The sequence below is a fragment of the Amycolatopsis australiensis genome (assembly GCF_900119165.1).
In the GTDB taxonomy this organism is placed as follows: domain Bacteria; phylum Actinomycetota; class Actinomycetes; order Mycobacteriales; family Pseudonocardiaceae; genus Amycolatopsis; species Amycolatopsis australiensis.
In genome coordinates this window covers 1407896-1433527 of the sequence record NZ_FPJG01000006.1, presented here as the reverse complement: position 1 = coordinate 1433527, position 25632 = coordinate 1407896, and the positions used below count along the sequence as shown (strand labels likewise).

Genomic DNA, 25632 nt, shown 5'->3' with positions numbered 1-25632 from the left:
CTATCGGCCGGACGACCGCGGGGGTGCCACCCCCGCACCCCGCACCGGGGGCTCCACCCCCGCGGACCCCCCGGTGCGGTCGGGGCGGAGCCGTCCTTCAACCAGTCCCGCGAAGCCTAGCCGCACCAGCTCACGGCCCGTTTCCGCCGTCTCGCGCAGGACGGCGTCGAACTCCGCGAGCCGCCGGAAGACCTCGCCGTACCGGCGCTGGACGTCCAGCGGGACCCGCGGGACGCGCACGCGCCTGCTGTCGATCCGCGTCGACGCCGACGCCGCGGGCAGGTCGGCGGCGCGCAGGCAACCGGCCAGGAAGTCCGGGTCCAGCCGATCCGGGTCGACGCGGTACACCGTCAGCCCGGCGTCGACCGGCCGCGTCGATCCACTGTGGACATACGACACCCCGGTCACGGACGCCACGACGTCACCGGCTTCGGCCACGGGCGGCTCGGCGTCGGCGCGGGCCGCGTGCTTGACCTCGACGATCCCGGCCTTGACCAGCTCGCCGATCGTCGTGAAGGCCGGTTCGGTGTCGGCCGCTTCGAGCGGCGGCAACCGCGGGCTCAGCTCGGCGAACCTCCCGTGCAGCGCCTGGAAAGCCTGCCCGAGATCCTCGTCGCGGGCCCGGCGCCGGGCCGGGGTGAGGTCGACGTCGTCGTCGAGCAGGTCGATGATCCGGACGCCGGTTTCGGGACGGGCGACGAACTCGCGCCAGCAGTCCTCCACTGTGGACAGATCGTCGCCCGCCTCGCCGAGCAGCACGGTGGACGGCGGGCGCTCGCCGGGCACCGGCCGCCGCAGCAGCCAGAGATCGGGACCGGCGGGCGTCAGCGTGACGACCGCGCGGACCGCGCCCGCCCGCAGCAGGTTGCCGCGGATGCGCTTCCCGCTGCGCCGCCCGGCCGCGGCGCCCGGCATCAGGATCGCCACCGTGCCACCGGGTTCGACGTGCGCGAGGCAGTGCTGCACCCAGGCGAGCTCGGGTTCGCCGCGCGGCGGCAGGCCGTACTCCCAGCGCGGGTCGCCGACGAGTTCGTCGTGCCCCCAGGCCCGTTCGTTGAACGGCGGGTCGCAGAGCACGGCTTCGGCGGTCCGGCCCGCGAAAGCGTCGTCACGCAAGGCGTCGACCGCGTAGACCTCGGCCTCGATGCCGCGCAGCCGCAGCCGGAGTGTCGCGATGGCCGCCGTCGTCGGGTCACTGTCCTGGCCCAGTACGGTTTTCGCGCCGCTCGCCAGCGCGAGCGCGCCGAAGCCGCACGCCGGGTCGAGGATCGTCGACGCCGGTCCGGCGAGCCGCGCCATCAGCTCGGCGACCGGCTCGGGCGTCGTCGACAACCGCCGCGAATGCGCCTCGAAGTAGCGGCGGCACAGCAGTTCGAAGGATTCGACCGGGCCGTCGCGGTGCGTCATCTCGCTGAGCAGGGTGAGCAGCTCCGGATCGTCCAGCCTGCTGTCGAACGTGTCGAAGATGCCGGCCTGGAAAGCGAAGAAGGCGCCCGCGCGGCTCACGCGCTCGGCCAGGTCGAGGTCGTCGCCCAGGGCGCGCAGGCGCTGCCACGCGCGTTCGCCGGCGGACAGCTCGAACTTCTTGCCGCGGGCGCGGAACCAGCCGGCGACCGCGGACAGGCCGAACAACGGGCTCGACGCCGTGCCTCCGACCGGCGGCGGGAAGTCCGGGTAACGACGGCGCCAGTTGCTCACCGCGGCCCGGCCGACCCCGGCGAGCCGCGCGATGTCGGCCGCGCTGACCGTGGCGTCGTCGTCCATGCGGGAACTCTATCGGAGAGTAGACCATTCAGCCGAGACGCTTGTGAACTCAGTCAACCAATGCTTTCATGGGGGACATGACACACGATCGGTACGTCCTGCGGTACGCCGCGGGGTCGGACGTCGGCAGGCGCCGTCAGGTCAACGAGGACTCGCTGTACGCGAGTTCCCGCCTGCTCGCGGTCGCCGACGGCATCGGCGGCCAGCCGCACGGCGAGGTCGCCAGCGCGACCGCGGTCGACGTGCTGCGCGAACTGGACGTCGACCTGCGGCGGGTCGACCTGACGGGCGTCGACCTGGCGGCGACGCTGGCCGGCGTGGTCAAGACGATCGTGGAACGGCTGGCCGAGGTCGCGTCCAACGAGCCGACGACCGAAGGCATGGGCACGACGCTGACGGCACTGCTGTTCGACGGCGTCGAGTTCGCGGCGGCCCACATCGGCGACTCCCGCGGCTACCTCCTGCGCGACGGCGGCCTGCGCCGCCTGACCCGCGACCACACGCTGGTGCAGGCCCTGGTCGAGGACGGCCGGGTCGCGGCCGAAGACGCGGAGTCGCACCCGCGGCGGTCCCTGCTGATGAAAGCGTTGCAGACGACGGGATCGGGCGACCCGGACATCTGGACGTTCACCCCGCACGAGGGCGACCGCCTCCTGCTGTGCTCGGACGGCCTGAGCGGCCCGGTCAGCGAGCCGGCCCTGCGCGACACCCTGACGGCGATCCCGGACCCGGCGGACGCGGTCCCGGAGCTGATCCGCCTGGCCAACGAAGGCGGCGGCCCGGACAACATCACGTGCGTGGTGGCCGACGTCACGCGCTGACCCGGGCCCGGACCCACCTTCGCGCCGAGGCGAGGCCATCCGGTATCGTCTCCTGCGGAGGATTGGCCGAGCGGCCTAAGGCGCACGCTTGGAAAGCGTGTTGGGTTCACGCCCTCGCAGGTTCGAATCCTGTATCCTCCGCCGCAGTAACCAGGCGAAGCGCCGGGCCTCACCGCCCGGCGTTTCGTCGTTTCCGCCCCGGGATTCGGTGGCCTGCCCCGAATCCGGGCCCCTATCGAGTCGCTCGCCCGGGCCGTCGTCACCGAACGGCTGGACTCCGTGGCCGGGCTACGAAATCTGGGCCGGCAGCTACGACAACCCCGGCAACGCCGCGTTCGCTCTCGACGAACCCCGTCTCAACGCCCTGCTCGACACCTTGCCGCCCGGCGACGCGCTCGACGCCGCCTGCGGGACCGTGCGGTACTCGGCCATCCTCGCCGAGCGCGGCCACGGCGTCCTCGGGGTCGACAGCTCGCCCGGCATGCTCGCCCGCGCCCGCGAACGCGTGCCCGGCGGCGAGTTCCGGCTCGGCGACCTGACCCGGCCGCCCGTCGGCGACGCCGCCGTCGACCTCGTCACCGGCGGGCTCGCCCTGACGCACGTGCGCGATCTCGGGCCGGTGCCGGCGGAGTTCGCGCGCGTGCTGCGCCCAGGCGGCCACGTCGTCCTCTGCGACGTCCACCCGAGTCCGTCTCGCGCGGCTCGATCCCGGCGCTGCGCGGGCCGGACGGGCAGCCGGGGCGCGTCGTCTCGTACCGGCACCTCGTCGGCGGCTACCTGCGGGCCGCGCTCGCCGCCGGGCTCACCGTGCTCGGCTGCGAAGAACCCCGTCTGGCGCCGAAGGATCCGGCGCCCGCCACCACCGAGCCCGGGCCGTGGGAACTCTGGCCGTGGAGCCTCGCCGCGCTCGTGCCCGAGGCGGCGCGCGCGGCCAACCTCGACGTGCCGGTGATGCTCGTCCGGCACTTCCAGCTCGCGGGAACGTGAAATCTTCTCGTCGCGTGCCGGAAGTTTTCCGCGCCTGCACGAGGAGTCACGGGCGGGGCTGATCGCAGGCCGCTGCTCCGGTCGCGCTAGTCTCACCCCTGCCTCGCCCGCCCCCGTCGAGAAAGGCCAGCAGTGGCACTGAAACCGCTCTGACCTGGGGTAGCGCTGGCCAGCGACGTTTCGCGCGCGGTACTGCTGCCGGGCCACCCCCTGCACACACCGTGATCGGTCTGGCCCCGGACGTTCCCACGTCCGGGGCCTTGCTGATTTCGCGCCCGCGATCACTCCGCACAATCAGATGATCACGCTCAGTCGTTGGATCTGTTTCAATAGAAGTCCCCCTTCACGACAACCGATTCCGAGGAGTATGAGGCCCGATGGCCGGAGTCGAAGAGATCCGCGCTGGCATCGCACTCGCCAACGAAAAGGCGTCCGCGAGCATCGCCGCCCTGCAACAGGCAGCGCAGTCTCTCGAAGAAGCGCAGCAGTCGCTCGCGCAGGCGACCCAAGGCAGCAGCCAGCACGAAGTGAGCCAGGCACACGGCTTGCTCGCCGAAGCCCTGCAGGGCATCAACGGTCTGCAGAGCACCGTCCAAGCGAGCATTTCCTCCGCCGACTCCTACTCGGCGCGTCTCTAGCCGGATGAGCCTGGCCGAACTGCAGCAGCTGCTCACCGCGGCCGTGTCCGGGCTCGCCGACGCGCGAGCCCATTCCGAGCGGGCCACCGGCCTGCTCGGAGAAGCACGGCAGGCCCTCGTGGACGCCCAGGCCAAGGCGGATCCCTGGCTTCCTTCGCAGTACGCGCAGGCCGTCGAGGGGCTGGACCAGCTCCTCGTCCGCCTGTCCACCGCCGAGGACCTGGTGAGCGGATACCGGGCGCGTTTGTAATCCTTTCAGGTGACACCGTTTTTTGGGGACGCCGATGGCCAACAAGGCAGCCGAGCAACGCAACCGCGTCGAAACCGCACTCGACCGGGTCCGCCACCAGATCGGCCTGGTGCTGGGTGCGGCGGCCGGCGCGCGCCAAGCCGCGGAGGCCGACCTCGCCAAGCTCGAGCTGGAGCGGGACATCGTCCGGGTGGGCATGAACCACGCCAGCACCGAGCAGCAGAACGAATGGTCCCGCCACCCGGCGGCGCACGAGGTCTTCGGCGCGCTCGGCAGTGTGCGAAGCGCTTTCTACACCGACTGGAGCCAGGGTCCAGCGGCCCTGCGCGAACTGGTCGCGCAGAACGCGCCCGGCCCGGCCGGGCTGCCACCGGGTGAGTGGCTCGGCCGGGTCGGCCACAACCCCGGCATCACCTCGCCCGGCCTGTGGCGCGTCGGGTCCGCGACGGCGGCCGGCGGCGACGCCACCCGCACGTTCGACGTCGCGGTCCCGCTGCTCGACGAATCGCACCTGGCGATCACGTCGGCGCCGAAGACGCGGGCGGCCGTCGACGGCATCGTGCAGAACCTGCTGATCCGCGTGCTCTCGACGTTCGAGCCGGGCGCGGTACGCGTGCACCTGTGGGACATCGGGCAGCTGACCGCCATCCTGCCCGACCTCTACCCGCTGAGCCGCACGAGCGCGCTTTCGCTGTACGACCCGGGACGGCTCGAGGACCTCCTCGACGAGCTGGCCGGGCACATCCGGCGCATCCACGCGACCGGGATGCAGGCGGGGCACACGTCGCTGCGGGAGCTGCGCCGCGAGTCGGGGCAGCGGATCGAGCCGTTCCGCATCGCCGTCCTCTACGGCAACGGCGAAACGCTCGAGCCGGAACGGGCGCGCGACCTCAAGCGCGTGGCCAGCGGCGCGCTGGCCGCGGGGATCTGCCTGATCATGATCGACGTGCCGACCGCCGTCAGCGCGTCGGTCGAGACGCTGAGCCTGATCGACGACCGGCACGCGATCAGCAGCATGACCGGCACCGACCTGGTCGTCGACCTCGACCCGCCGATGCCGTCCGGGCAGGTCATCCGCGCCGCCGACCGGATCGCCGCGGCGCTGATCGCCAAGCAGGGCGGGCCGCGTTCGTTCGACGACCTGCTGCCGACCGAACTGGGCCGGGAAAGCTCCGCGCGTGAGCTGCGCGCGCCGGTCGGGTTCTACGAGGGCGAGCCGGTCGAGGTCGTCATCGGCGACGCGAGCCCGCACGCCCTGATCGGCGGACCGTCCGGTTCGGGCAAGACGAACTTCCTGTACGCGCTGCTCGGCAGTCTCGCGGCGCGCTACACGCCGGACGAGCTGGCGCTGTACCTGCTGGACTTCAAGGAAGGCGTCTCCTTCGCCGGCCTGGCGCCGGGCCGCAAGGACGCGAGCTGGCTGCCGCACGCGCGGCTCGTCGGCGTCAACGTCAACACCGACCGCGAGTTCGGCCTGGCCCTGCTGCGGTTCCTGGCCGACGAGCTGCGTCGCCGGTCCGCGGCCGCGAAGGAGCACGAGGTCACCAACCTCGCCGACCTGCGCGACGCCGACCCGGGCGGGCACTGGCCGCGGATCGTCGCGGTGATCGACGAGTTCCAGTACCTGTTCGCGGGCCGCGACCAGGTGACGGCCACGGCCACCCAGCTGCTGGAAGACATCGCGCGGCGCGGGCGGTCGCAGGGCATCCACCTGGTGCTCGCCAGTCAGGACGTCGCGGGCATCGAAGCGTTCTGGGGCAAGCCGGCGGTGTTCGAGCAGTGCACGCTGCGGATCGCGATGCCGAAGGCGCGGCGCGTGCTGGCCGAGACGAACAACGCGGCCGTGTCGGCCCCGAAGTGGCACGCGGTGATCAACCACGATTCGGGTGTCGCGCACGGCAACCAGCTGGCCCACATCCCGGACGCGAGCAGCAAGGACGTGTTCGTCCGGCTGCAGCACCGGTTGTGGGAGGAGTACGCGGGCCGGTTCCCGCGGCCCCGCCTGTTCGACGGCGCGCATTCGCCGGTGCTGGAGCAGTTCCCGGCCTATCTGGACCTGAAGCCGAACTCGAAGCCGCGCGCCCTGCTCGGCCAGTCGATCGACGTCACCGAAGCGGCCTGCGGGGTCGACCTGTCGTGGGCGCCGGGCCGCAACGTCGCGGTGCTCGGGTCGGCGACCGCCGAAGCGCTGTCCATCATGGACTCGTCGGCCCGGTCCCTGGCCCGGCAGTACGAGCCCGGCGAGGTCGATTTCGTGCTGGGCTGCACGATCGAGGCGTGCGCACCGGCGGTGCTGGAGCTGGCGGAGCGGCTACGCGCCGACGGCCACACGGCGACACTGGCCGACGACCTGACGGCCACGTTGGAATCGATGGCGGGCGAGCTGACCGCCGGCGCGAAGATCCTGCTGCTGTACGGGGTCGACGCGGCGCTGCCCGCGTTGGAGGCGAAGGCCGTCGGGCAGCTGAAGAGCGGCCTCGACCAGTTGCGAGTGGTGCTGAAACAAGGCCCGGTCCACGGCGTCCACACGATCGGCTGGTGGCGCAGCATCGCGCGGCTGAAGGACACCCTGGGTTTCGCGGGCACCGACGACATCGGCACGTGGGCGGCGCTCGACGTCCAGGGCAACGAGCTGTCCCCGTTCGCGGCGGGCCAGGTGGTGCACTGGTCACCGCGGCCGGGCCGCGCGTTGTTCTTCGACCGCACGACCCACGGCGCCCCCGAAGTGATCATCCCGTTCCAGCGCCCGGAGAACGACCGATGAGCGACGACGCCACCGCGGCCATGCGGTACAAGGAGATCATCGCGCTGTCCCGCGGTTCGGCGGAGAAGCTGCGCGAGTGGGAACTGGCGCGGGCCGAGGCATTGGAAGCGGAGATCGAGGAAGCCCAGAACGCGATCGAGGCAGCGGCCGAACGCGAGGAGCGCGCGGCAGAGCGCGCAACGCGCTGGTGGAAGATGGCGCTGCACAACATCCAGGGCCTGAGCTGGCTCCCCCCGGGCGACGACCCCCGCCCGATCCCGACGGCGCGTCCGGCGTATCTGGAGCGGTACCTCGAGGAGGTCAAGCCCAGCTATCAGGAGCTGGTGCAGGCGGTGTTGGGACTGGGGTGGCGAGCCAAGCGGGCGGCGGCGAAGCGGGCGGAGCCGCCGGCTTAAACGTCGAAGACGGTGTCGTAGGGCTCGTCGTCATCGGTGGGTGCGGGCCGGCGTTGCGGGGCCACGGGTGCTCGCTGCGGCACGGGCCGCTGCTGTGGTTGCTGTTGCTGTGGTTGCTGCGGCTGTGGCGCAAGCCGTCCGCCGGCCGCGACGGCCTCCCGGATGGCGGCGGTGATGGTTCGGCTGAGCGTGACGGCGTCGAACCGCATGGCTTCGGGCGCGAGTCGCACTTCGCTGACAACGCCCCCTGGCCCGGCGAGAACGGTGACGGTCCGATCCGGCGAGACGACGGTGGTATGCCCGCTGCCGGCGATGCCCGCGAGGATGCGCTGGTTCGCCGCCTTGCGGTCCTCGATCTGCTTGAGCTGCCAGCGCATTTCCTCGATCAGCTGCTCGTTGTTCATGGCCTCCCCCGGTGTCGCATGAATTGGTAGCTCCGGTCACTCTTCTGGACGATGTAGCCCGGCTGTGCGCGACGAACCCGCCGGCGATCAGGAAAGTACTCGGTGGCGCTGCCCGGCGATTGATTGCCCGGGCGCGTCAAGGCAACGCTCTCCGTGCTCGCTTACTCATACGGAGGTCCACGGCTGGTGCGGTGTGCGGAAGAACGTGTAGTACCTGCCGAACCGGTTCTCGGTCATGGAGTAGCCCCGGCTCTGCGCAACCCGGAAAAGATCGGCCTGCGCCACGCTGAACTCCACAGTCCGGATGGTGACGCGTGGTCGCCCGTCGAGCCGGGCGGCCAGGCGCCTGAGTTGCATCTCGCGCGGCTCTCCGTGCCGCTTCAATCGGATCAGGACCAAGCTGATGACAAAGGCGAAGGCGCTTCCGCCGGCCAGGAACACGACGAGGACGAGCCAGGGTGCGACCGAGTCGCTCATGCGATCCTTCCCGGCTGGTGCGGTGTGTAGATGAACTCGTAGTACTTGAAGGACCGGTGGACGATCACGCTGTAGCCCCGAGTGCCCGCGACCCAGGCGAGGTCTCGCTCGGCGAGACCGTTTTCGATCATGCGGAGGTACACCTGGTTCCGGCCGTCCAGCTGCGCGGCCAAGAGCGCCATCTGCTTTTCGCGTGGTTTCGTCGACCGAACCACGCGGACGATGTTCAGCGTCACGCCGGCGACGATCACCACCACGCCGAAGACCAGGCCCATCACCTCCGCGACCGGTCGATCCCCGGCGGCCAGCACCATGCCGGTCACGACACCTCGTCGCTGCGGAGGCTCCATGCGACCTTCGCCGTCGCCTCCGCGACGGCCGGCCAGGCGTCTTCGGATTCCGCGACGACCGACAGGATCACCACGGACCGCCGGTCCGGCAGCGGGATCTGGTACTCCGCCTTGATCTGGGTGCGCACGTCCTGCTCGGGCAAGTGGTATTCGCCCCCGCTGATCGCGACGATCGCCGGGCCGATCGGGAGGCGCACCGGATGCACCACCGCGCGTTTGTGGCGGCTCCGGTACTGGTCGGCCATCGCCGCCACCAGGGCATCGCTGCTTCCGGGTGCGGCCTCCGGCCACTGCGCGACGCCGAGCGTCAGGGTCGCGACGTCACCCTTCCGCGGTCCGACGGCGAACTTGCCGAACACCCGGATCCCGTTCGCCTGCATCGCCGGCACCAGCGCCAGCAGGTAGCTCCCGAACTCCTCGACGGATGTCCCGGCCCCGGCCGCCACACTCTCGGCGACGGTCCAGGCACGGCCGCGGTTCATCTTGTCGTCGGTGCCCACCGGCAAGCCCGCGAAGCCAGGCGGCAAGTCGATTTGGAGAGGCATCAGTTCCACACCTCGTCTTCCGCCCGCTCACGGCGCCGGTCCGGCGCGTTGTCGGCCTGAACTCCGGCGTCGGCGGCGTTGGTCACGGCCACCGCCGCCCAGGGGGCGGGCCCGGCGACGAGCGAGCCGGCGACCACGGCCAGCTGGCCGTCGTCCTTGGGCACCCAGTAATTCTGGAAGTCGTCCCAAGGGCTCTCGAAATCCTTGCGGCCGACGATCTCCCCTACGGCCTGATCGGCGAACAGTCCGTAGGTACCCACCTTGATCGCGGTGTCCGGTAGCACGTCGGCGACGCCCGCCAGTGAGGTGGCCGCGCCGGCCACGTCGAAGATCAGCGTTTCGGTCGACACGTCGGCTCCGGCCGCCTTGGCGACCAGGTGACCGCTGAGTGCGCCGAGGCCCAAGCCGGTGGCGACCACGCTCGCGAGCTTGTCGGCCGGCGGGGGCACGACATCACTCAACACTCCGAGGCCGTTGCCGATGTCGCCCACGACGTCGGAGAGTTTCGAGACCAGTTCGGCATGGTCTTGGACGAAGTTCCACGCTGCGTCGACTCCGTCGGCAAAGGTGTTGGCCAGGTCACCCAAGGCGCCGCCCAGCGCGTCGGAGAGTTTGTCGAGGACATCCGGCTCGTCCGGGGCCAGCTCCTTCGCCTTGCGCAGCGCTTCGGCGACCCGGCTTGCCGCGTCAGTGTGTTCCTGCTGGAGCTGCTTGGCCGCGTCCTGGATGTTCTGGCAGCCGTCGATCGCGGTCTGGAGCTGCTGGCCCGCGTTGTCCAGCAGGCGTTGCGCGATCTGCAGGGACTGCTGGTCCGGGAACGTCCGGTTGGCCAGCGCGAGGTCCGGGTTCGCGCGCGCCTGCTCGGCCGCCTGGGCCGCCGCCTCCGCGCGGGCCTCCAGGTCCGCTGCGCGTTTCTGCAGGTCGCCGAGGTCTTGGGACCACTTCTCCAGGGCGTCTGCCGCCTCGCCCATCGAGCGCGCCGCGCCCTCCAGGTACTGCGGCAGGGGGCCGATGCGCCGGGCGAACGCCTCGCTCGCCTCGCCCTGCCAGATGCCCTGCTTCCGGACGATCTGCCGCAGCGAGTCGTCGGCTTCGGTCAGGTCCTTGCTCACCGCGCGGTACTTGCCGGCCAGGTCGGTGATGCCGTCGAGGTCGCCGGGCGCCGGGTCGAAGCCCAGGGCCGGGAAGTCGCGGGCGCTCATCGGTCGAGGCCGTTCAGGATGTCGGCGATGCCGCCGCCCACCGGCCGGCCGTCGCGCCCAGCCTGGTCGTTGATGCCCGGCACCCCGCCCGTGACACCCCCACCGACCATGCCACCGTCACCCAGGTCCGCCCCCGGATCAGTCCGCTCGGTCAGACCGCCTATCCCCGGGACCCCGCCCGTGTAGCCACCACCGACCGGCCCCTCGTCCGGCCGCCCAAGCCCGGGATGGTTCCCCTTCGCCCCGCCCGGCTCGCCGGGCCCCGCCGGACCGTCGCCGAACACCGCCGAGCCGAACTTCCCGAGCTCGCCGCTGAACTGGGCCTCGATCTGCTCGTACTTCTGTTTCGCCTGCTTCAGCCGCTCGGTGATCTCCGAAGCCGCGTCGCCGATGCGGCCGATGCCGTAGCGCCAGGCCTCCTCGAACTCGACGCCCGCCTTGCCCAGCTCGGGGTCGCCCAATGAGCCGAACGCGCCGCCGCCGCCGAGCTTCTTGTTGGCGTCGGCCATCCGGCCCGCCGCCGTGTCGAGGTCGCCGATGAGCTTGCCCAGCTCGTCGACCTTCACCGCATACCCGTCCACGCCACCCTCCCCTGTGGTCTCGTCAACATTAGGACGGCCGTCAACGCCCCGCGGTTTCCTGGTCACCCGAAGGTGTGAGCGAAACCGCGGGGCGCCGGGGACGAACGGCTTACGGGAAGTACTTGCCCAGCAGCTGCTCCAGGTAGTCGAACAGGTCGTTCAGCCCGTCCTGTACCGCGTTGCCCGCGCCCGGCCGGAACCGGATCACCTGCGGGTCGTGGTCGCTGGCCTGGTCGGCGAACTCCGCGTTGATGTGGACGACGTCGTAGTCCACCCCGCGCGGCGCCTTCGACGCCAGGATGTGGTCCAGCACCTGCGACTGGCCCTCGAACACGTAGCTGTAGCGCTCCGCCTCGGGCACCGTCGCGATCAGGTCCGTCAGCGCGCCGCCGGCGGTGAGCTTCTGGACCGCCGGCGAGAACGGGTAGTCGTTCAGGTCACCGGCCACGACGATGTTCGCGTTGCGGTCCGCCGCCAGCAGCTGGTCGACGAACCCGCGCAGCACCGTCGCCTGCTTCTGCCGCTGCACCTCGGAACTGCGCACCGGCGGCTGGAACCGGCCGTGCGTCGGCTGGTCGCCGCCCTTGGAGTTGAAGTGGTTGGCGATGACGAACACCGTGCGGCCCTTGAAGACGAACTCGCCGGCGAGCGGCTTGCGGCTCGACGTCCAGGCTTCGTTCGTCGGGTCGACCCGCCCCGGCGACACCGTCAGGTGCGCCTTCCCGTGGTCCTGCACCACGCCGACCGCGGTCGTCGACGTCCCGCCCGGGCGATCCACAAAGGACACTCGGGCCGGGTTGAACAGGAACACCACGCGGATGTTGCCGCCCGGCTGGCCGCCGTCGGAGTCGTTGACCGGGTCGATCTCGCGCCACTGGTAGCGCGGGCCGCCCTTGGCCACGATGGCGTCGGTGAACTTCTGCAGCGTCGCGTCCGCCGCGACGGTGCCGTCGTCGGTCGCGCCCGTGTTGTCCTGGATCTCCTCCAGGTTCACGATGTCCGGCGTCGCGAGGTGCGTCACGATCGCGTCGGCGAGCCGTTCGTACTTCGCCTGCGGGTCGCCGGGTGCCAGGTTCTCGACGTTGTACGTCGCGACCGCGAGCTCGCCCGAACGCTGCTTGCGCGTGGTTTCGGCCTGCAGCCCGTTGTCCTTCTCGGTGCCGAGGACGCTGGCGAACAGCGTGTAGCCACCGAAGTTGCTGTACTCGACGGGACCCGACGTCGTGCCGGTCAGCACGTCACCGACGTTGAGCTGCGGGAACGGCCGCTGGTCGAACGGGATCAGCGACGACACCTTCATGACGCCCGAGTTCAGCTGGTCGTAGCCCAGGTAGACGCTGCCGCCGCGGACCGACTTGTGCTGGTCGGGCTTCGAGGTCACGTACAGCTCGTTGTGCGAGTTCGACGGGCCGACGACGCGGGCGTCGGTGATCTGGACGATCTCGCTCTCGTGCGCCTCCCAGAAGTCCAGCGCGTACTTCGACGGCTCCAGCGTGAGCGGCTCGATGTTGCCGCCGGGCGACGGCGCGTACGTCTCCGGCACCGTGTCGGGGTTCAGCACGGTCGGCGCCGGGAGCGCGTTCCCGTGCGAGTCGACCGTCCACTGTGCACTGCTCAGCTCGGTCAGCGACTGGTAGTTCGACGTCGCGGGCGCGTCCGGGTAGAACTCACGGACGGTGCCGGTCGCGGTCACCGCGTCGCCGACCGCGACGGCCGGGCTGGTCGAACCGGTGAACACGAACAGGCCCTCGCTCGTGCGCGGGTCGTTGTCCGGGTTCGGGTCGGTGAGCCAGAAGCCGCGCGACGAGCCGAACGTCCGGATCGCGGTGACGACGCCGGTGACGCCGCCGACCTTCTGGTCCTTGAACGGCGAGATCCGCGTGGTGCCCTGGATGTCGTGGATCTTCGCCGGGGCCGGCGCCGGGCCGGTGTCGCCGCCGGTCGACTCGCCCTTGCTGTTGGTCGGGGTCGGCTCGCCGACGGTGAAGTCGGCGGCGTTGTCGTCGGTGTCGGCCAGGGCCGTGCCGCGCGCCACGGACGTCGTGTTGGACGGCGCCGCCGCCGAGTTGCCTTCGCGCACGGTCGCCGTGCCGAACCCGACGAGGTCCTTGATCCGCGGGTCGGCCGCGCAGTTCGCGGCGGTCTTGCAGGTCAGCGCGGTGGTGCCGGAGACGAGCGCGACCGTGCCCGCGGTCGCCGACATCGCGATCGCGCCGGTCGCGTCCGGTGCCGGCAGCGCGACCGTGCCCCCGCTGCCCTTGCCTTCGGCCACGAGGTAGCGCCCGCCCGGCGCGACGCTGCCGGACAGCTGCGTCACCTGCCAGGTGCTGGACGCGCTCGGCGAGCCGGGCAGGTACTGGACGCTGAACCCGGCGAGGCTCGTGGCCGCGGCGCCGTGGTTGGCCAGCTCGACGAAGTCGTTGGTCAACGTGGCGCCGGAGTTGCCGCCACCGCCGTAGACCTCGGCGATGACCGCGTCGGCGCTGGGTGCGGCGAGCGCGGCCGGCGCGGCCACACCGCCGAGCACCAGGCCCGACGCGACGGCCACCGTCAGCGCGCTCTTGGATCTGTGGGTCTTGATCACCCTGAGTCCCCTTTGTACTTGAACAGTCGTGGCATAGTCCCCCGAACAAGTGAGGAGGAGGAAGACAAAGATGCAACGATTCGTAACAACTACTTTCGTCGTCACTCGTTCGGCAGAGCAGTGATCACGCTCGTTCTCGGCGGAGACGTCAACATCCAGGGCCGGAGCAACCCGGCGGACGCCTTCGCGCCGCTGGAGCCGCTGCTCAAGGGCGCCGACTTCCGGTTCGTGAACCTCGAAGGCCCGCTCGAATCGGCCGAAGCGCTGACGTCGGCGGGCATCGACGTCGTCTCGTGCGCCAACGACGCGGCCCACCCGCCCACGCTCGAGGTCCTCGACCACGCCGGGATCGCGCACTGCGGCGCCGGAGCGAACCTCGACGCCGCGCACGCGCCCGCGGTCCTCGCGCGATCCGGCGAAACGGTGGCATTCCTCGCGTACACCTCACTTCGCCACCCCCGCCATGCCGCGCAGCCGGACACTCCCGGCGTCGCGCAAGCGTTTGCGACCACGGCTTACCAGCCCGATCCGCGCATCTGGGAGATCCCGGGCCGGCCGCCGGTCGTGCGGACGACGCCGGTGCCCGAACATCTGGACCGGCTGATCGCCGACGTGCGGCGCGCGAAGGCCGCATACGACCACGTCGTCGTCTCGATGCACTGGGGACTGCCGGGGCCCGATCTCGCGGAGTACCAGGTCAGCTACGGGCGTGCCGCCATCGAGGCGGGCGCCGACCTGGTCGCCGGGCACGGGCCGCACACCATCCAGGCCGTCGAGGTCCACCGCGGGCGGCCGATCCTCTACAGCATCGGCAACCTCGTCTTCGACTGGCCGGCGATGCGCGGACGGCACGTCGACGGGCTGCTGGCCGGCTGCATGCTCGGCGACGAGCCGCGGCTCGAACTGATCCCGGTGCGGCGCAACGCCGGCAACGAGTGCGAACCGCTCGCCGGGGAGGACGCGGCGAAGGTGCTGCGGTACGTCGCGGAGGTCTCGGCCCTGCGCTCGACGACCGTGACCGTGCGGGACGGCATCGCGTCGGTGTCCGGGCTCGGCGATCACGGATAGCGCGTGAGCTGTTACGGCACGCGGTGCAGGTGTCACCCATCCGGCGCATCTGCCTTAAATGCTCCCTAAGGACCGGAACAACCCGCGTGAAGCGGCGGTACGGTCTGCGTGAGCCGCCGGAAAAGTGGCGTAGACCACTCCATCGACAGCTCTCGACCGGCACGGCACGTGGGGGAGGGAGAACGATCATGTGGGGGCTGATTGTTCTCAGTTGCGTGTTCGTGCTGGTGCTGGGGATAGCCGCGGTCGTGGACCTCCGGGACCACGACCGCGGCGAACACCGCGTCTAGCGTCGCGCTTTGCAGCGGCCCAGCAATGTGCGCGCGCCGGCCAACGCGGCCCGGCCGGCCCCCTTCGCGCTCGCGGCCAGGACCGTCGTCCAGTCGAAGTAGTCGCGCCAGAGCACGATCCGGCCGCCCTCGACCTCGAACGTGCCGCACACCCAGAACTCCGCTTCCCACGCGCCGCGGCGCAGCACGTCCGTGCGTTCGGTCAGCACGACGGTGCCATCCGCGGCGATGTGGTGCGTGCGCGCCTCGAACCCGGAGCCGAAGCGGGCGAGCAGCCTGAGCTGCTGTTCGACTGCCGCGACGCCGCGGGCGGGCGGCAACGGCACGTTCTGGTACACGATGTCGCTCGCCGCGAACGTCAGCGCGCGGTCGATGTCGAGGTCTTCGAGAGCCTTCAGGAAACCGGTCACCACTGCCTGGGGTTCAACGGTCATGACCCCAGGCTAGGGCTCAGAACGGCCGGTCGCCCGCGATGGCGACGCGCTCCGCGATCCGGACGTGCGGGTGGTAGTCGTTGACCGCGTAGTGCTGCGTCGCACGGTTGTCCCAGAACGCCACCGAATTCGGCCGCCAGCTGAACCGCACCTGGAATTCCGGCGTGTGAGCCTGCAGGAACAGGTACCGCAGCAGCCGGTCGCTCTCGGCCCGGTCCAGTCCGACGATGTGCGTGGTGAACGCCTGGTTGACGAACAGCGTGCGCCGCCCGGTTTCCGGGTGCGTCCGGACCACCGGGTGCTCCACCGGCGGGAAGCGGTCCTGCCACCGCGCGAGCAGCGCGGGGTCGGAGAACCGGTCGAAGCCGGGGAGGTAGTCGTGCACCGCGGTGAGCCCGTCGATGCGGGCGCGGACGTCTTCGGGCAGGTTGTCGTAGGCCGCGGCCATGTCGGCCCACATCGTGTCGCCGCCGACGGGCGGGACCTCGATCAGCCGCAGCACCGAGCCCAGCGCCGGGTCCGGCCGCCAGGTGACGTCGGTGTGCCAGATGTTCTCGTAGCCGGGCATCGCGGCCGTGCGCTCGAAGCGCGTGACGACGTCGTCGTCGCCCGTGGGGATGAACGGGTTGGTCTCCAGCTCGCCCCAGTTCGCGGCGAACGCGCGCTGCTGCGCCGACGTGATGTCCTGGTCGCGGAAGAACAGCACCTTCCACTCGAGCAGGGCGCGGTTGAGCTCCTCGCGCAGCGCGGGGGTGAGCGGCTCGGCGAGGTCGACGCCCTCGATCTCGGCGCCGATCAGCCGGCTCAGCGGGCGGAGGGTGAACAGCTCGAAGTCCCGTCGCGGTTCGCGCAGGATCCGGGGGCCTTCGACGATGCCGTCGGCGGGCGTGACGGCCTCGCGCAGCTGAATCCGGGCAGGCAGGTCTACGGACATGGTTGTGCTCCAAGGGTTTTCGGGAAATGCGGACGCGGGCTCGCGTCAGGCAGGGGGCGAGCCCAGGCGGCCGCGGCGCAGCAGCAGCTCCACGACGCCTTCCCCGATCGACCGCTCGAAGGCCCGGATCGGCGTGCTTTCCGAAAAGGCGGGCATGCGTTCATGGTCGCCGTCTTCCCGAGCCGCGGTCAAGACGTCCACTGGGTGGAACGCGGTTCAACGCCGCAGGTCACCGCGATGCGGGCGGCTCGGGAGCATGAGGCAAGATCTTCCACGATCGGGTGAGCGCCCTTGACGACGGAGGTTCCCATGCCGGAAGGCAGAGGCTCGCGCCTGCACCCCGACCGGCTGCGCGCCGCCGCCGACCTGCTCGACCAGGCCGCGGCGGCCGGCGACAAGGCGGCGGGCCGGTTCGCCGAAGCCCGCGTCGACTCGACACCGTTCGGCATCTCGGCACAGGCACGCGAGCTGGCGGCGCGCTGGGCGGCGGCGCTGGCGGCACGCGAGGCGGACGCGTGCGTCCTCGGCGACGCGACGTCGGGCCTGGCGGGCCGGCTGCGCATGGCGGCGGAGAGCACCCGGAGCACGGGCTTCCGGGGGCGGATCGCGGTGGCGCCGTGACCTCCGTCGTCGAGGTCTTCGAGCACCCGGCGCTGACGTCGGCGGCCGCCCGGCTGACGCGGCTGCGCGCGGCGGCGGGCCGGATCGGTGCCCCCGATCCGGTCGCGGCGTTGCGGCACCTCGACTGTTCGCCGTCCGCGATCCGCACGTCGGCCTCGGCGGTGGACGCGGGTGCGCTGGTGGTGACGTCGGCCCGCGCGGAGTTCCGCGACGGCGTCGAGGCCGCGGAAAACGGCGGCAGCGCGGAGACGTTCGGCACGTGGGCGGACACAGTGGACGGTCAGTACGCGGCGGCGGCCCGGGCCGCCGCTTCAACGGCCGCACTGGGTGTCCGGATCGCCTCGCGGCTGGACGAGCTCGCGGTCGCGTTGTCCGCGGAGGTGGCCGAACTGGCGGAGTCGGCCGACGCCTCGGTGACGGCGGTCCTGGCGGGCGACCGATCGGCGGAGGTGGTGAGCACGGTCAGCGCGACGTGCACGGCGGTGGTCCGGGCGGTGTCCGCGAAGGTGGCTTCGTTGTCCTCGCTGGCCGCGGAACTGGAGCCGCTGACGACACCGGCCGTCCAGCTCAGCTGAAGTGCTCGCGCGCCCACTCGTCGAAGGGCCTGGCGGGGTGCCCGGTCACCCTGGCGACGTCCAGGGACACTGGTTCCGGTTCGTCGACGAGTGACGCCCAGTGCCGCAAGGCGCTCACCGCGAATTCCGCACCCAGGTACGCGCTCAACTGCCTTTTCGCCTCTTCCGTCGGCTGTTCTTCCCACCGGACGGGCTTTCCCAGCGCCTCGCCGATGAGCCGGGCCTGTTCAGCCTGGGCCAGGGCTTCGGGACCGGTGACGAGATAGGTCTGTTTCGCGTGGTCTTCAGCCAAGGCCGCGAGGGCCATGTCGGCGACGTCCCGTTCGTGCACGAGCGACCTCTTGGCCTGGCCGTAAGGCGCTCGTACGACGCCGCCTCTGGCCTGCCCGGCCCAAGCGAGAGTGTTGGTGGCGAGGCCGGTCACGCGAAGGAAGGTCCACCGTTCGGTGACGTCTTCGACGGCGGCTTCGACGTCTCCCCAGACGCCCCCTTCTTCGGCGGACATCGCGGAAAGGTAGACGATTCGCTTGTCCTTGAACGGCTTCACGGCGTTCTCGATGCCTTCGGCGGTGAAGAACGGCCAGAGCAGGTAGACGGCATCGACCCCTTCGGCGGCTTCGGCCGGGTTGGTGATGTCGCCCTGGACGACGTGGACGCCTTCGGGCGCCTTCGCGCGGTCGCGGACGAGAACTCTGACGTCGATGCCCTGGCCGAGCAGGCCGCTGACGACGTGGCGTCCGGTGTGGCCGGTGGCCCCGGTGACGAGGACCTTCATGGTGTGCTCCCTGGTGTTCGGTTCCGCCGACCACCGTCACACTTCAAGAGCCCTTCAAGTCAAGCGCCCAGCAGGCGCGTTCGCACCTGACACGGCACAGCAGAACGCCCGGCGACCCGTGGGGATCGCCGGGCGTTTCGCTGTCGAGAGCGGTGGCGGTGGGATTTGAACCCACGGACGGGATTAACCGTCACACGATTTCGAGTCGTGCTCCTTCGGCCGCTCGGACACGCCACCGCCGAGAACAATACCCGAGGGCCGCCGCGAGCCTCACGAGGGGTGGGCGGCCCGCCCGTTACGCCACCTGACCTGGGCTTCCCGCACCACGCCCGTCGCGCGCCGGCGGACGTCGTGGGCCGCCGAGCCGAACTGGGCCGAGCGTCGCTGGACGCGGCCCGATGCCTGCAGACGGCGGTTGCCGGTCACCGCGCCGGCCTTCTCGCGAGCACTGCCCATCACCTGCTGGATCTTGTGCTTCATCGTCATGCCGGTCGAGTACCCGGCACCGCGCGCCTGAATCAGCGTCGCGTCGCGAAGTACGTCGCCAGCAGCGCCGAGCACTCGTCGACCAGCACTCCGCCGTGGACTTCCGGGCGGTGGTTGAGACGGCGGTCACGCACGACGTCCCACAGCGAGCCCACCGCGCCCGTCTTCGGCTCCCACGCCCCGAACACCAGCCGGGCGATCCGCGCCAGGACCAGCGCGCCCGCGCACATCGTGCACGGCTCCAGCGTCACCGCCAGCGTGCAGCCCTCGAGCCGCCAGCCGTCGCCCACCACGCGCGCCGCCGCGCGCAGGGCGAGGATCTCCGCGTGCGCTGTCGGGTCGCCCAGCTCGACGCGGGCGTTGCGGGCCGCCGCCAGTGGCGTGCCGTCGGGGCCGAACACGACCGCCCCGATCGGCACGTCCGCGCCGGGCGCGCGCGCCGCTTCCAGCGCGGCCGCCACGGCCTCGGTGTCGGACGGGCGTCTCAGAGCTCGTCCAGGAGCTTGGCGAACTCGCTGCCGAACCCGCACCGCTGCGCGATCATCTGCAGCTGCTCGTCCGGGTAGAGGTCGACCTCGCCGACGATGACCTCCAGCTCCGGCCCGGGCAGCCCGAGATCCGCGAGGATCTCCAGGTCGCCCTCGGGCCAGACGGAGTCGTCCTCTTCGTCCGGGGGGTCGACGCGCAGGACGTCGAGGACGTCCGCCGCGATGTCGTAGTCCAGCGCCGCCGCCGCGTCCGAGAGCAGCAACGACGGCCCACGCGGGCTCGGCCGGACGATGACGAAGAACTCGTCGTCGACCGCCAGTAGCCCGAAGGCCGCGCCGGTGGACCGTAGCTTGCCCAGCTCCGTGATCGCCGCGTCGAGCTCGGTCAGCGCCCCCGGGTCGAGCGCACTGCACCGCCACCGACCGTCTTCCCGGACCACAGCCACCGCGAAGCCCGTGACCGGTTCATCCACCGCCATGCGCACACCGTATTCCGCCGCTGGACCGAACGCACGCACGGTGCGCCCGAAGCGCCGCATGCGCCACTATCGGGAGCATGACCGGACCCACTGACCTGCCCACCCTCCCCGGCACGCCGTTCGCCGGGCTCCTCGACGCCGCGCGGGCGCTGCAGGACCGCACGGTCGCCCTCCGGCGGGCCGTGCACCGGCGGCCCGAGCAGGGCCTGCACCTGCCGCACACCCAGGCGGCGATCCGGGCGGCGCTGGCCGACCTGCCGCTGGAGATCACCGAAGGCAAGGCCACGACGTCGCTGACGGCCGTCCTGCGCGGCGCCCGTCCCGGCCCGGCGGTGCTGCTGCGCGGCGACATGGACGCACTGCCTCTGACCGAGGAGACCGGCCTCGACTTCGCGTCCGAGGACGACGAGTCGATGCACGCGTGCGGGCACGACACGCACGTCGCGATGCTGGCGTCGGCCGCCCGGCTGCTCGCCGCGCGCAAGGACGAGCTTGCCGGGTCGGTCGTGTTCATGTTCCAGCCGGGCGAGGAGGGGCACCACGGCGCCCGGTTCATGATCCACGAAGGCGTGCTCGACGCCGCCGGGACGCGGGTCGAGCGCGCGTTCGGCGTACACATCCTGGCCAACGCGCGCAGCGGGCTGCTGCAGCTGCGGCCCGGCCCGCTGATGGCGTCGGCGGACTCGTTCACCGTGCGCGTCACCGGCAAGGGCGGCCACGGCTCGGCGCCGCAGCACACGATCGACCCGGTGCCCGCGGCCGCGGCGATGGTCGGGGCGCTGCACACCATGATCACGCGCCGGGTCAGCGTGTTCGACCCCGCCGTGCTCTCGGTGACCCGGATCCAGGCCGGGACGACGTCCAACATCATCCCGGAGACCGCCGAGCTGGAGGGCACGATCCGCACGCTGTCGGAGCAGACGCGGGCGCTGGTGCGCGCCGAGCTGCCGAAGGTGTGCGAGGCGGTGGGTGCCGCGCACGGCTGCCGGGTCGTCGCCGACGTCGAGCCGGGCTATCCGGTGACGGTGAACGACGACCGCGTCGCCGCCGAGGTGCTGCGGCTCGGCGCGGCCGTGCTCGGCCCGGACAACGTCGAGCTGCTCGCCGACCCGCTGATGGGCGCCGAGGACTTTTCCTACGTCCTGCAACGGGTTCCCGGCGCGTACGCGTTCATCGGCGGCTGCCCGCCCGGCGTCGACCCCGCCGAGGCGGCGGCGAACCACTCCAACCGCGTGATCTTCGACGAGGACGCGATGCCGAGCGGCGTCGCGATGCTCGCCGCGTTCGCGCTGGACGCCTTGCGCTAAGGCCCGGTCCACGACGGGCGGCCGTCCTCGAGGTGGCCGGCGAAGCGGCGACGCCACCCGGGCACCTCGAACGTGACGTCGTACCAGCCGTTCTTCGCCGGTACCGGGAAGTCGTGCGAGCCGCCCGGCGGGATCGGGACGTCGTTCAGCATGACCGGCGCCGGGCCGCTGTTGGTGACGGTGACCTTGAGCGCGGGCGTGTCCGTGTAGGCGATGGCCGCGTCGAGGCCCGCTGCGCCGGAGGCTTCGAAGACGAAGCCGTTCGGGCCGTGGATCGCGACGTCGTACGACTCGCCGTACGGCACTTCGCCGGTCATCTCGCTCTTCGGGCCGACGTCGAAGCGTTGTGGCGCTCCGCCCGCGTGGTAGGCGTACGCGGCGAGCTGGAGCGCGTGCGTGCCGTGGTTGGCCAGGTGCAGCCTGAGCGTGCCCGGCTCGGCCGTGGCCCAGGCGACCGGCTGGTACGGCAGCGGACGCGCCTTCGCCGTGCCGGGGTCCTGCACCAGCGCGCCCGGGCCGAGGCCGGGCTTGGGCAGCCGCGGCTGCGTCCGGTCGGCTTCGGCGCGCAACGCGTTCGCGTCCGGCAGCGGCGGGATCGTCGTGTCGTGCGTGCCGAAGTCGAAACAGCTGGTCAGGTCGCCGCAGATGGCGCGGCGCCAGGCCGAGATGTTCGGCTCGCGCACCCCGGTCCACGTCTCGAGGAAGCGCAGCACCGACGTGTGGTCGAAGACCTGCGAGTTCACCCAGCCGCCGCGGCTCCACGGCGAGACGACGGTCATCGGCACGCGCGGGCCCAGCCCGATCGGGACCGGAGAACCGGACGCCGCGCCCTTCTCCGGCCGGTTGCCGGGCAGGTACTCGGCCGGCGTGCCCGGCGGCGGCGTCGGCGGGACGACGTGGTCGAAGAAGCCGTCGTTTTCGTCGTAGTTGATGAAGACGACGGTCGATTCCCACAGCCGCGGGTTGTCCCACAACGCTTTCAGCATCCGCTGGACGTAGGCGGCGCCGTCGACCGGCCGGGCCGCGGGGTGCTCGCAGTAGCCGTACGGCGCCACGACCCACGACACCGCGGGCAGTGTCCCGTTCGCGCAGTCGGCGAGGAAGTCGGCCAGCACGTGGTCGACGTCCTTGCCCTTGCCCGAGTCGGGCAGCAGCTTGGTGCGCAGGTTCGCGCGCTCGGCCAGCCGCCGCTTCGCCGGGTCCATCGAGTACAGCGCGTCGTGGAAGTTCCGGAACAGCCACAGCGGGTTGTCGCCGTAGTCGCCGACGAAGTGCTCGGGGACGCCGCGTTCCTCGTCGTTCGCGTAGATCTGCCACGTGATCCCGGCCGCCTCGAGCCGCTCCGGGTACGTCGTCCAGCGGAACGACGGCTCGTAGTCCGGGAAGTTGTGCGTGACCGGGCCGCCGGCGACGCCGTCCGGGTCGATCGTGCCGGTCCAGTGGTAGAGCCGGTTCGGCTGCGTCGGGCCCTGCATCGAGCAGAAGTAGTGGTCGCACACCGTGAACGCGGCCGCCAGCGCGCGCTGGAACGGGATGTCCTCGCGCGTGAAGTACCCCATCGTCATGGGGCCCTTCGTGGTGACCCAGGCGTCGTACGCGCCGCCGTTCCACGCGCGGTGCGTGCTGTTCCAGTCGTGCGGGAGCTCGCCGAGGTCCTGGCCGTCCACAACGGACGTGTCGATCCGGAACGGCAGCACCGGCGCGCCCTTGCCGCGCTGGCGGAAGACGTCCCGCAACGCCGCGCGGTCGCCGAAGCCGCGTACGCCGGCCATCGTGCCGTAGTAGTGGTCGAAGGACCGGTTCTCCTGCATGAGCACGACGACGTGCCGGACGTCGTCGATCGTGCCCCGGCGCGGCGGCGCGGCGCAGGCGGCCGCCAGCGAGCCGACCACGGTGGCCGCGGCCGCGCCACCGAGCACCGTCCGCCGCCGGATCCGGCCCATGCCCACCTCCTCGCGGCGAGCTTTCCCCACGTCAACGGCCCGGGCAAGCAGCACCTTCACGACCGGAGGTGAAGCCTTGCTCGGCTCAGCGGAACTGGTCGCCTTCGCCGCGTCGACCGACCTGGAGCGCTCACGCGCCTTCTACACGGATGTCGCCGGGCTCGAGTTCATCGAGCAGCTACCTTCGAAATCTGGACCATGCCGGGCGGCCGGCATCACTGGCAATTAAACAACACTGTTGATTTAATGGCGGCATGACCGAATCGGACCGTCTCGCCCAGCTCGCCGACCAGGAGGAACGCCTTCAGTTCACGAAGTTCGACAACGAGACGGCGCTCGCGTTGGGCCAGCAGCTGCTGGCCGCGGCCCGCGAGCGGGGACTGCCGGTGACGATCTCGGTCCGCCGGGCGGGCCAGCGGCTGTTCCACGCGGCGCTGCCGGGAACGTCGGCGGACAACGATGCGTGGATCGACCGCAAGAGCCGGGTGGTGGACCGCTACGGACACAGCTCGTTCTACGTGGGCACGCAGTTCCGCGCGAAGGGCGGCTCGTTCGAGGAGGACGCGCGCCTGAACCCGGACGAGTACGCGGCCCACGGCGGGGTGTTCCCGGTGATCGTCCGCGGAGTCGGCCCGGTGGGCACGGTGGGCGTGTCGGGCCTGCCCCAGGCGGACGACCACGCGTTCGTGGTCGAGCAGCTGGAACGGTTCCTGGCCTAGCCGGTTCAGGCCCCGGCGGCTCGTGGAAGGCCACGGCAGGCAATCCGGACACGGAGGTTTCGGTCCACGGGTCCATGACGCCGGATTGCCGCCGGGGCGTGTCCTTGAGGTCGGTGAGGTTGCCCCGATCACGAACCGGCTGCAGCACGGAGACGACCGGGGACTGCCACACCTCGGGCGACGTTGTCGGCCGCCCGCACGGCACGGATCGGCGTCGACCTTCGCCAGATCGACGGGCGTGAACGGCAAGACCGGCCCGGTCGGCACCGGCGCGGCGACTCGGAGAGAACTCGCGTCGGCCCGGCAGGCCCACAGGCGAAGAGCAGGACCGCAGCCGCGGCGACCGACTGCAAGGCGCAAGCACCTCCCGGGAAAGAAGCGGACCGGGTCACGAACCGGTGCTACCGTCGATCCCGTGAAGCGCGCTGCACTGACGACGACGCCGGAAAGTGTCCCGGCGCGCTGATCCACGCTCATCCAAGCCCGGGGCGGTCGTCCCGGGCTTCGTCTTGTGGTCTTCCGCCTCGCCGTTCCCGAGGAGTCCACAATGCACGACCACCGCAAGCTCGGCCGTGAACTCGGCTTGTTCGGCACCGACCCGCTCATCGGCGCGGGCCTGCCCTACTGGCTGCCCGACGGCGCGATCGTCCGGCACAGCCTTGAGGAGTACGTCCGCGGTCTCGAACGGCGCTCCGGCTACCGGCACGTCCATTCGCCGGTGCTCGCGAAACGCGAGCTGTACGAGATTTCCGGGCACTGGGCGCACTACCGCGACGACATGTACCCGCCCATGGACGTCGGTGGCGAGCAGCTCGTGCTGCGGCCGAGCCTCTGTCCGCACCACGCGCTGATCTACCGCTCGCGCGGCCGCAGCCACCGCGAGCTGCCGCTGCGGATCGCCGAGCTGGGCGGGATGTACCGCAGCGAGCTCTCCGGCGTGCTCGGCGGCCTGAGCCGGGTGCGGGCGATCCAGCTCAACGACGCGCACATCTTCTGCACCCTCGACCAGGTCGAGGCCGAGGCGTCCGCCGCGCTGGCGATGATCCGGCAGGCCTACGACGCGCTCGACATCCGGCCGGCCCGCTACCGGCTGTCCCTGCCCGGCGCCGGCGGGAAGTACGTCGCCGGAGACTGGGACCGTTCGGTGGAAATCCTGCGTTCGGTGCTCGACGGGCTGCCCTACGACGCCGTCGAAGGGGAAGCGGCCTTCTACGGACCGAAGATCGACGTCCAGATCGCCGACAGTGCCGGTCGCGAATCGACCCTGTCGACCGTGCAGGTCGACTTCCACCAGCCGGAACAGTTCGGTCTGGAGTACGTCGGCGCCGACGCGGCGAAGCACCGGCCGGTCATGGTGCATCGCAGCATCATCGGCAGCGTCGAACGCGCGGTGGCGCAGCTGGTCGAGGTCCACGGCGGTGCGTTCCCGGCCTGGCTGGCGCCGGTGCAGCTTCGGCTGTTGCCGGTTTCCGCCGCGGAAGTGCCGTATGCGCGGGAGGTCCTGGACCGGTGCGGGAACCTGCGGGCGGAGATCGCCGCCGAGGGCAGCCTCGGTGCGCGTATCCGGGACGGCCGCTGGGCACCGTTCCAGGCGGTCATCGGTTCGCGGGAGGTCGCGGCGGGTCAGCTTTCGCTGCGCCTGCGTGACGGACGCCGTCTCGACCTGCAGCCTGTGGCAGACGCGCTGGCTTGGCTCAACCGGGCGGTCGAGCCGTAGCGCGCGGGCCATATGTCCACACGATCGTGTCGAT

At 71.3% G+C, this 25632-nt stretch carries 27 protein-coding genes, 2 tRNA genes and 1 pseudogene; 14 read left to right on the top strand and 16 right to left on the bottom strand.

All coding sequences use genetic code 11. The annotated features are described in order from the left end of the window. Positions 1-1764 (bottom strand): HsdM family class I SAM-dependent methyltransferase, encoded by a 1764-nt coding sequence (locus tag BT341_RS08115; protein WP_245804911.1) that lies wholly within the window; start codon positions 1762-1764, stop codon positions 1-3. A gap of 77 nt (positions 1765-1841) precedes the next feature. Between BT341_RS08115 and BT341_RS08110 the strand changes: the two genes are divergently transcribed. The 8 genes and pseudogenes from BT341_RS08110 (at position 1842) to BT341_RS08080 (ending at position 7619) form a co-directional block, all read left to right on the top strand. Further along, positions 1842-2585, top strand: a complete 744-nt coding sequence (locus BT341_RS08110; protein ID WP_177328763.1) for a PP2C family protein-serine/threonine phosphatase — start codon at positions 1842-1844, stop codon at positions 2583-2585. A 56-nt stretch (positions 2586-2641) separates the two neighbouring features. Next, positions 2642-2726: transfer RNA gene (locus tag BT341_RS08105), tRNA-Ser, on the top strand. Beyond that, a pseudogene (locus tag BT341_RS47610) lies at positions 2683-3207 on the top strand (class I SAM-dependent methyltransferase); the annotation flags it as partial. The gene BT341_RS08105 and the pseudogene BT341_RS47610, both read left to right, overlap by 44 nt. Before the next feature lie 185 nt (positions 3208-3392). Continuing rightward, positions 3393-3572: a hypothetical protein gene (locus BT341_RS46290; RefSeq protein ID WP_245805400.1), complete on the top strand. Its 180-nt coding sequence runs from the start codon at positions 3393-3395 to the stop codon at positions 3570-3572. Between the two features lie 377 nt (positions 3573-3949). Then, positions 3950-4210: a hypothetical protein gene (locus tag BT341_RS08095; protein ID WP_003056176.1), complete on the top strand. Its 261-nt coding sequence runs from the start codon at positions 3950-3952 to the stop codon at positions 4208-4210. Between the two features lie 4 nt (positions 4211-4214). Further along, positions 4215-4460, top strand: coding sequence for a hypothetical protein (locus BT341_RS08090; protein ID WP_072475687.1), 246 nt, complete (start codon positions 4215-4217; stop codon positions 4458-4460). 34 nt (positions 4461-4494) lie between these two features. Beyond that, the gene (locus BT341_RS08085; RefSeq protein WP_072475686.1) at positions 4495-7224 is read left to right on the top strand and encodes an FtsK/SpoIIIE domain-containing protein; all 2730 of its coding nucleotides are present in this window, start codon (positions 4495-4497) and stop codon (positions 7222-7224) included. After that, on the top strand, positions 7221-7619 hold the full coding sequence (locus BT341_RS08080) for a hypothetical protein (protein WP_072475685.1): 399 nt from the start codon (positions 7221-7223) through the stop codon (positions 7617-7619). The genes BT341_RS08085 and BT341_RS08080 overlap by 4 nt, the downstream gene beginning before the upstream one ends. On the opposite strand, the gene BT341_RS08075 is transcribed toward BT341_RS08080, so the two are convergent. The 7 genes from BT341_RS08075 to BT341_RS08045 form a co-directional block, all read right to left on the bottom strand. Continuing rightward, entirely contained in the window at positions 7616-8023 is a 408-nt protein-coding gene (locus tag BT341_RS08075; protein ID WP_072475684.1) for a YbaB/EbfC family nucleoid-associated protein, read from the bottom strand. The two genes, BT341_RS08080 and BT341_RS08075, sit on opposite strands and share 4 nt — an antisense overlap. 165 nt (positions 8024-8188) lie before the next feature. Further along, positions 8189-8500, bottom strand: a complete 312-nt coding sequence (locus tag BT341_RS08070; protein WP_072475683.1) for a hypothetical protein — start codon at positions 8498-8500, stop codon at positions 8189-8191. Further along, a complete protein-coding gene (locus BT341_RS08065) occupies positions 8497-8814 on the bottom strand; it encodes a hypothetical protein (RefSeq protein WP_072481840.1) in 318 nt (105 codons plus the stop codon). The genes BT341_RS08070 and BT341_RS08065 overlap by 4 nt, the downstream gene beginning before the upstream one ends. A gap of 5 nt (positions 8815-8819) precedes the next feature. Further along, positions 8820-9395, bottom strand: a complete 576-nt coding sequence (locus BT341_RS08060) for a hypothetical protein (protein WP_245804910.1) — start codon at positions 9393-9395, stop codon at positions 8820-8822. Next, positions 9395-10597, bottom strand: coding sequence for a putative T7SS-secreted protein (locus BT341_RS08055; RefSeq protein ID WP_072475681.1), 1203 nt, complete (start codon positions 10595-10597; stop codon positions 9395-9397). The genes BT341_RS08060 and BT341_RS08055 overlap by 1 nt, the downstream gene beginning before the upstream one ends. After that, positions 10594-11178 (bottom strand): hypothetical protein, encoded by a 585-nt coding sequence (locus BT341_RS08050; protein ID WP_072475680.1) that lies wholly within the window; start codon positions 11176-11178, stop codon positions 10594-10596. The genes BT341_RS08055 and BT341_RS08050 overlap by 4 nt, the downstream gene beginning before the upstream one ends. Positions 11179-11287: 109 nt before the next feature. Next, positions 11288-13762, bottom strand: a complete 2475-nt coding sequence (locus BT341_RS08045; RefSeq protein ID WP_072475679.1) for an endonuclease/exonuclease/phosphatase family protein — start codon at positions 13760-13762, stop codon at positions 11288-11290. A gap of 120 nt (positions 13763-13882) precedes the next feature. Here BT341_RS08045 and BT341_RS08040 point away from each other — a divergent pair, with 120 nt between their 5' ends. Continuing rightward, positions 13883-14830 carry a CapA family protein gene (locus tag BT341_RS08040; RefSeq protein WP_072475678.1) on the top strand — a complete coding sequence of 316 codons (948 nt, stop codon included), beginning with the start codon at positions 13883-13885 and terminating at the stop codon, positions 14828-14830. Between the two features lie 286 nt (positions 14831-15116). Here BT341_RS08040 and BT341_RS08035 read toward each other — a convergent pair whose 3' ends face one another. Both BT341_RS08035 and BT341_RS08030 read right to left on the bottom strand, forming a co-directional pair. Then, positions 15117-15554 carry a limonene-1,2-epoxide hydrolase family protein gene (locus BT341_RS08035; RefSeq protein ID WP_245804909.1) on the bottom strand — a complete coding sequence of 146 codons (438 nt, stop codon included), beginning with the start codon at positions 15552-15554 and terminating at the stop codon, positions 15117-15119. A 16-nt stretch (positions 15555-15570) separates the two neighbouring features. Continuing rightward, positions 15571-16488, bottom strand: a complete 918-nt coding sequence (locus BT341_RS08030; protein ID WP_072475676.1) for a TauD/TfdA dioxygenase family protein — start codon at positions 16486-16488, stop codon at positions 15571-15573. Between the two features lie 309 nt (positions 16489-16797). On the opposite strand from BT341_RS08030, the gene BT341_RS08025 reads away from it, so the two are divergent. After that, on the top strand, positions 16798-17109 hold the full coding sequence (locus tag BT341_RS08025) for a hypothetical protein (RefSeq protein ID WP_245804908.1): 312 nt from the start codon (positions 16798-16800) through the stop codon (positions 17107-17109). After that, entirely contained in the window at positions 17106-17684 is a 579-nt protein-coding gene (locus BT341_RS08020; protein WP_072475674.1) for a hypothetical protein, read from the top strand. The genes BT341_RS08025 and BT341_RS08020 overlap by 4 nt, the downstream gene beginning before the upstream one ends. On the opposite strand, the gene BT341_RS08015 is transcribed toward BT341_RS08020, so the two are convergent. From BT341_RS08015 to BT341_RS07995, 5 genes are all read right to left on the bottom strand, one after another. Next, complete coding sequence (locus BT341_RS08015) at positions 17677-18459, bottom strand: SDR family oxidoreductase (RefSeq protein ID WP_072475673.1); 783 nt, start codon at positions 18457-18459, stop codon at positions 17677-17679. The two genes, BT341_RS08020 and BT341_RS08015, sit on opposite strands and share 8 nt — an antisense overlap. A gap of 150 nt (positions 18460-18609) precedes the next feature. After that, positions 18610-18696: transfer RNA gene (locus BT341_RS08010), tRNA-Ser, on the bottom strand. A 33-nt stretch (positions 18697-18729) separates the two neighbouring features. Continuing rightward, positions 18730-18945 (bottom strand): CsbD family protein, encoded by a 216-nt coding sequence (locus tag BT341_RS08005; RefSeq protein ID WP_072481839.1) that lies wholly within the window; start codon positions 18943-18945, stop codon positions 18730-18732. 32 nt (positions 18946-18977) lie between these two features. Beyond that, entirely contained in the window at positions 18978-19406 is a 429-nt protein-coding gene (locus BT341_RS08000; RefSeq protein ID WP_072475672.1) for a nucleoside deaminase, read from the bottom strand. 23 nt (positions 19407-19429) lie between these two features. After that, positions 19430-19912 (bottom strand): tRNA adenosine deaminase-associated protein, encoded by a 483-nt coding sequence (locus BT341_RS07995; RefSeq protein ID WP_218177722.1) that lies wholly within the window; start codon positions 19910-19912, stop codon positions 19430-19432. Between the two features lie 77 nt (positions 19913-19989). On the opposite strand from BT341_RS07995, the gene BT341_RS07990 reads away from it, so the two are divergent. Then, positions 19990-21219: a M20 metallopeptidase family protein gene (locus tag BT341_RS07990; RefSeq protein ID WP_072475670.1), complete on the top strand. Its 1230-nt coding sequence runs from the start codon at positions 19990-19992 to the stop codon at positions 21217-21219. Here the strand turns inward: BT341_RS07990 and BT341_RS07985 are convergent. Further along, on the bottom strand, positions 21216-23162 hold the full coding sequence (locus tag BT341_RS07985; RefSeq protein ID WP_072475669.1) for a phosphocholine-specific phospholipase C: 1947 nt from the start codon (positions 23160-23162) through the stop codon (positions 21216-21218). The two genes, BT341_RS07990 and BT341_RS07985, sit on opposite strands and share 4 nt — an antisense overlap. Before the next feature lie 254 nt (positions 23163-23416). On the opposite strand from BT341_RS07985, the gene BT341_RS07975 reads away from it, so the two are divergent. Beyond that, positions 23417-23881 (top strand): heme-degrading domain-containing protein, encoded by a 465-nt coding sequence (locus tag BT341_RS07975; RefSeq protein ID WP_072475668.1) that lies wholly within the window; start codon positions 23417-23419, stop codon positions 23879-23881. A 511-nt stretch (positions 23882-24392) separates the two neighbouring features. After that, positions 24393-25598, top strand: a complete 1206-nt coding sequence (gene thrS / locus BT341_RS07970; RefSeq protein ID WP_281255975.1) for a threonine--tRNA ligase — start codon at positions 24393-24395, stop codon at positions 25596-25598. Positions 25599-25632: the final 34 nt, after the last annotated feature.

Excerpts from the sequence above, each read along its gene's own strand:
- BT341_RS08025 (WP_245804908.1), top strand. The coding sequence starts at position 16,798 with ATGCCGGAAGGCAGAGGCTCGCGCCTGCACCCCGACCGGCTGCGCGCC.
- BT341_RS08080 (WP_072475685.1), top strand. The coding sequence starts at position 7,221 with ATGAGCGACGACGCCACCGCGGCCATGCGGTACAAGGAGATCATCGCG.
- BT341_RS07975 (WP_072475668.1), top strand. The coding sequence starts at position 23,417 with ATGACCGAATCGGACCGTCTCGCCCAGCTCGCCGACCAGGAGGAACGC.
- BT341_RS08005 (WP_072481839.1), bottom strand. The coding sequence starts at position 18,945 with ATGACGATGAAGCACAAGATCCAGCAGGTGATGGGCAGTGCTCGCGAG.
- BT341_RS08060 (WP_245804910.1), bottom strand. The coding sequence starts at position 9,395 with ATGCCTCTCCAAATCGACTTGCCGCCTGGCTTCGCGGGCTTGCCGGTG.
- BT341_RS08065 (WP_072481840.1), bottom strand. The coding sequence starts at position 8,814 with ATGGTGCTGGCCGCCGGGGATCGACCGGTCGCGGAGGTGATGGGCCTG.
- BT341_RS08030 (WP_072475676.1), bottom strand. The coding sequence starts at position 16,488 with ATGTCCGTAGACCTGCCTGCCCGGATTCAGCTGCGCGAGGCCGTCACG.
- BT341_RS08095 (WP_003056176.1), top strand. The coding sequence starts at position 3,950 with ATGGCCGGAGTCGAAGAGATCCGCGCTGGCATCGCACTCGCCAACGAA.
- BT341_RS07985 (WP_072475669.1), bottom strand. The coding sequence starts at position 23,162 with ATGGGCCGGATCCGGCGGCGGACGGTGCTCGGTGGCGCGGCCGCGGCC.
- BT341_RS08070 (WP_072475683.1), bottom strand. The coding sequence starts at position 8,500 with ATGAGCGACTCGGTCGCACCCTGGCTCGTCCTCGTCGTGTTCCTGGCC.
- BT341_RS08055 (WP_072475681.1), bottom strand. The coding sequence starts at position 10,597 with ATGAGCGCCCGCGACTTCCCGGCCCTGGGCTTCGACCCGGCGCCCGGC.
- BT341_RS08015 (WP_072475673.1), bottom strand. The coding sequence starts at position 18,459 with ATGAAGGTCCTCGTCACCGGGGCCACCGGCCACACCGGACGCCACGTC.
- BT341_RS08115 (WP_245804911.1), bottom strand. The coding sequence starts at position 1,764 with ATGGACGACGACGCCACGGTCAGCGCGGCCGACATCGCGCGGCTCGCC.
- BT341_RS08075 (WP_072475684.1), bottom strand. The coding sequence starts at position 8,023 with ATGAACAACGAGCAGCTGATCGAGGAAATGCGCTGGCAGCTCAAGCAG.
- BT341_RS07995 (WP_218177722.1), bottom strand. The coding sequence starts at position 19,912 with ATGGCGGTGGATGAACCGGTCACGGGCTTCGCGGTGGCTGTGGTCCGG.
- BT341_RS08085 (WP_072475686.1), top strand. The coding sequence starts at position 4,495 with ATGGCCAACAAGGCAGCCGAGCAACGCAACCGCGTCGAAACCGCACTC.
- BT341_RS07990 (WP_072475670.1), top strand. The coding sequence starts at position 19,990 with ATGACCGGACCCACTGACCTGCCCACCCTCCCCGGCACGCCGTTCGCC.
- BT341_RS08110 (WP_177328763.1), top strand. The coding sequence starts at position 1,842 with ATGACACACGATCGGTACGTCCTGCGGTACGCCGCGGGGTCGGACGTC.
- BT341_RS08035 (WP_245804909.1), bottom strand. The coding sequence starts at position 15,554 with ATGACCGTTGAACCCCAGGCAGTGGTGACCGGTTTCCTGAAGGCTCTC.
- BT341_RS08090 (WP_072475687.1), top strand. The coding sequence starts at position 4,215 with ATGAGCCTGGCCGAACTGCAGCAGCTGCTCACCGCGGCCGTGTCCGGG.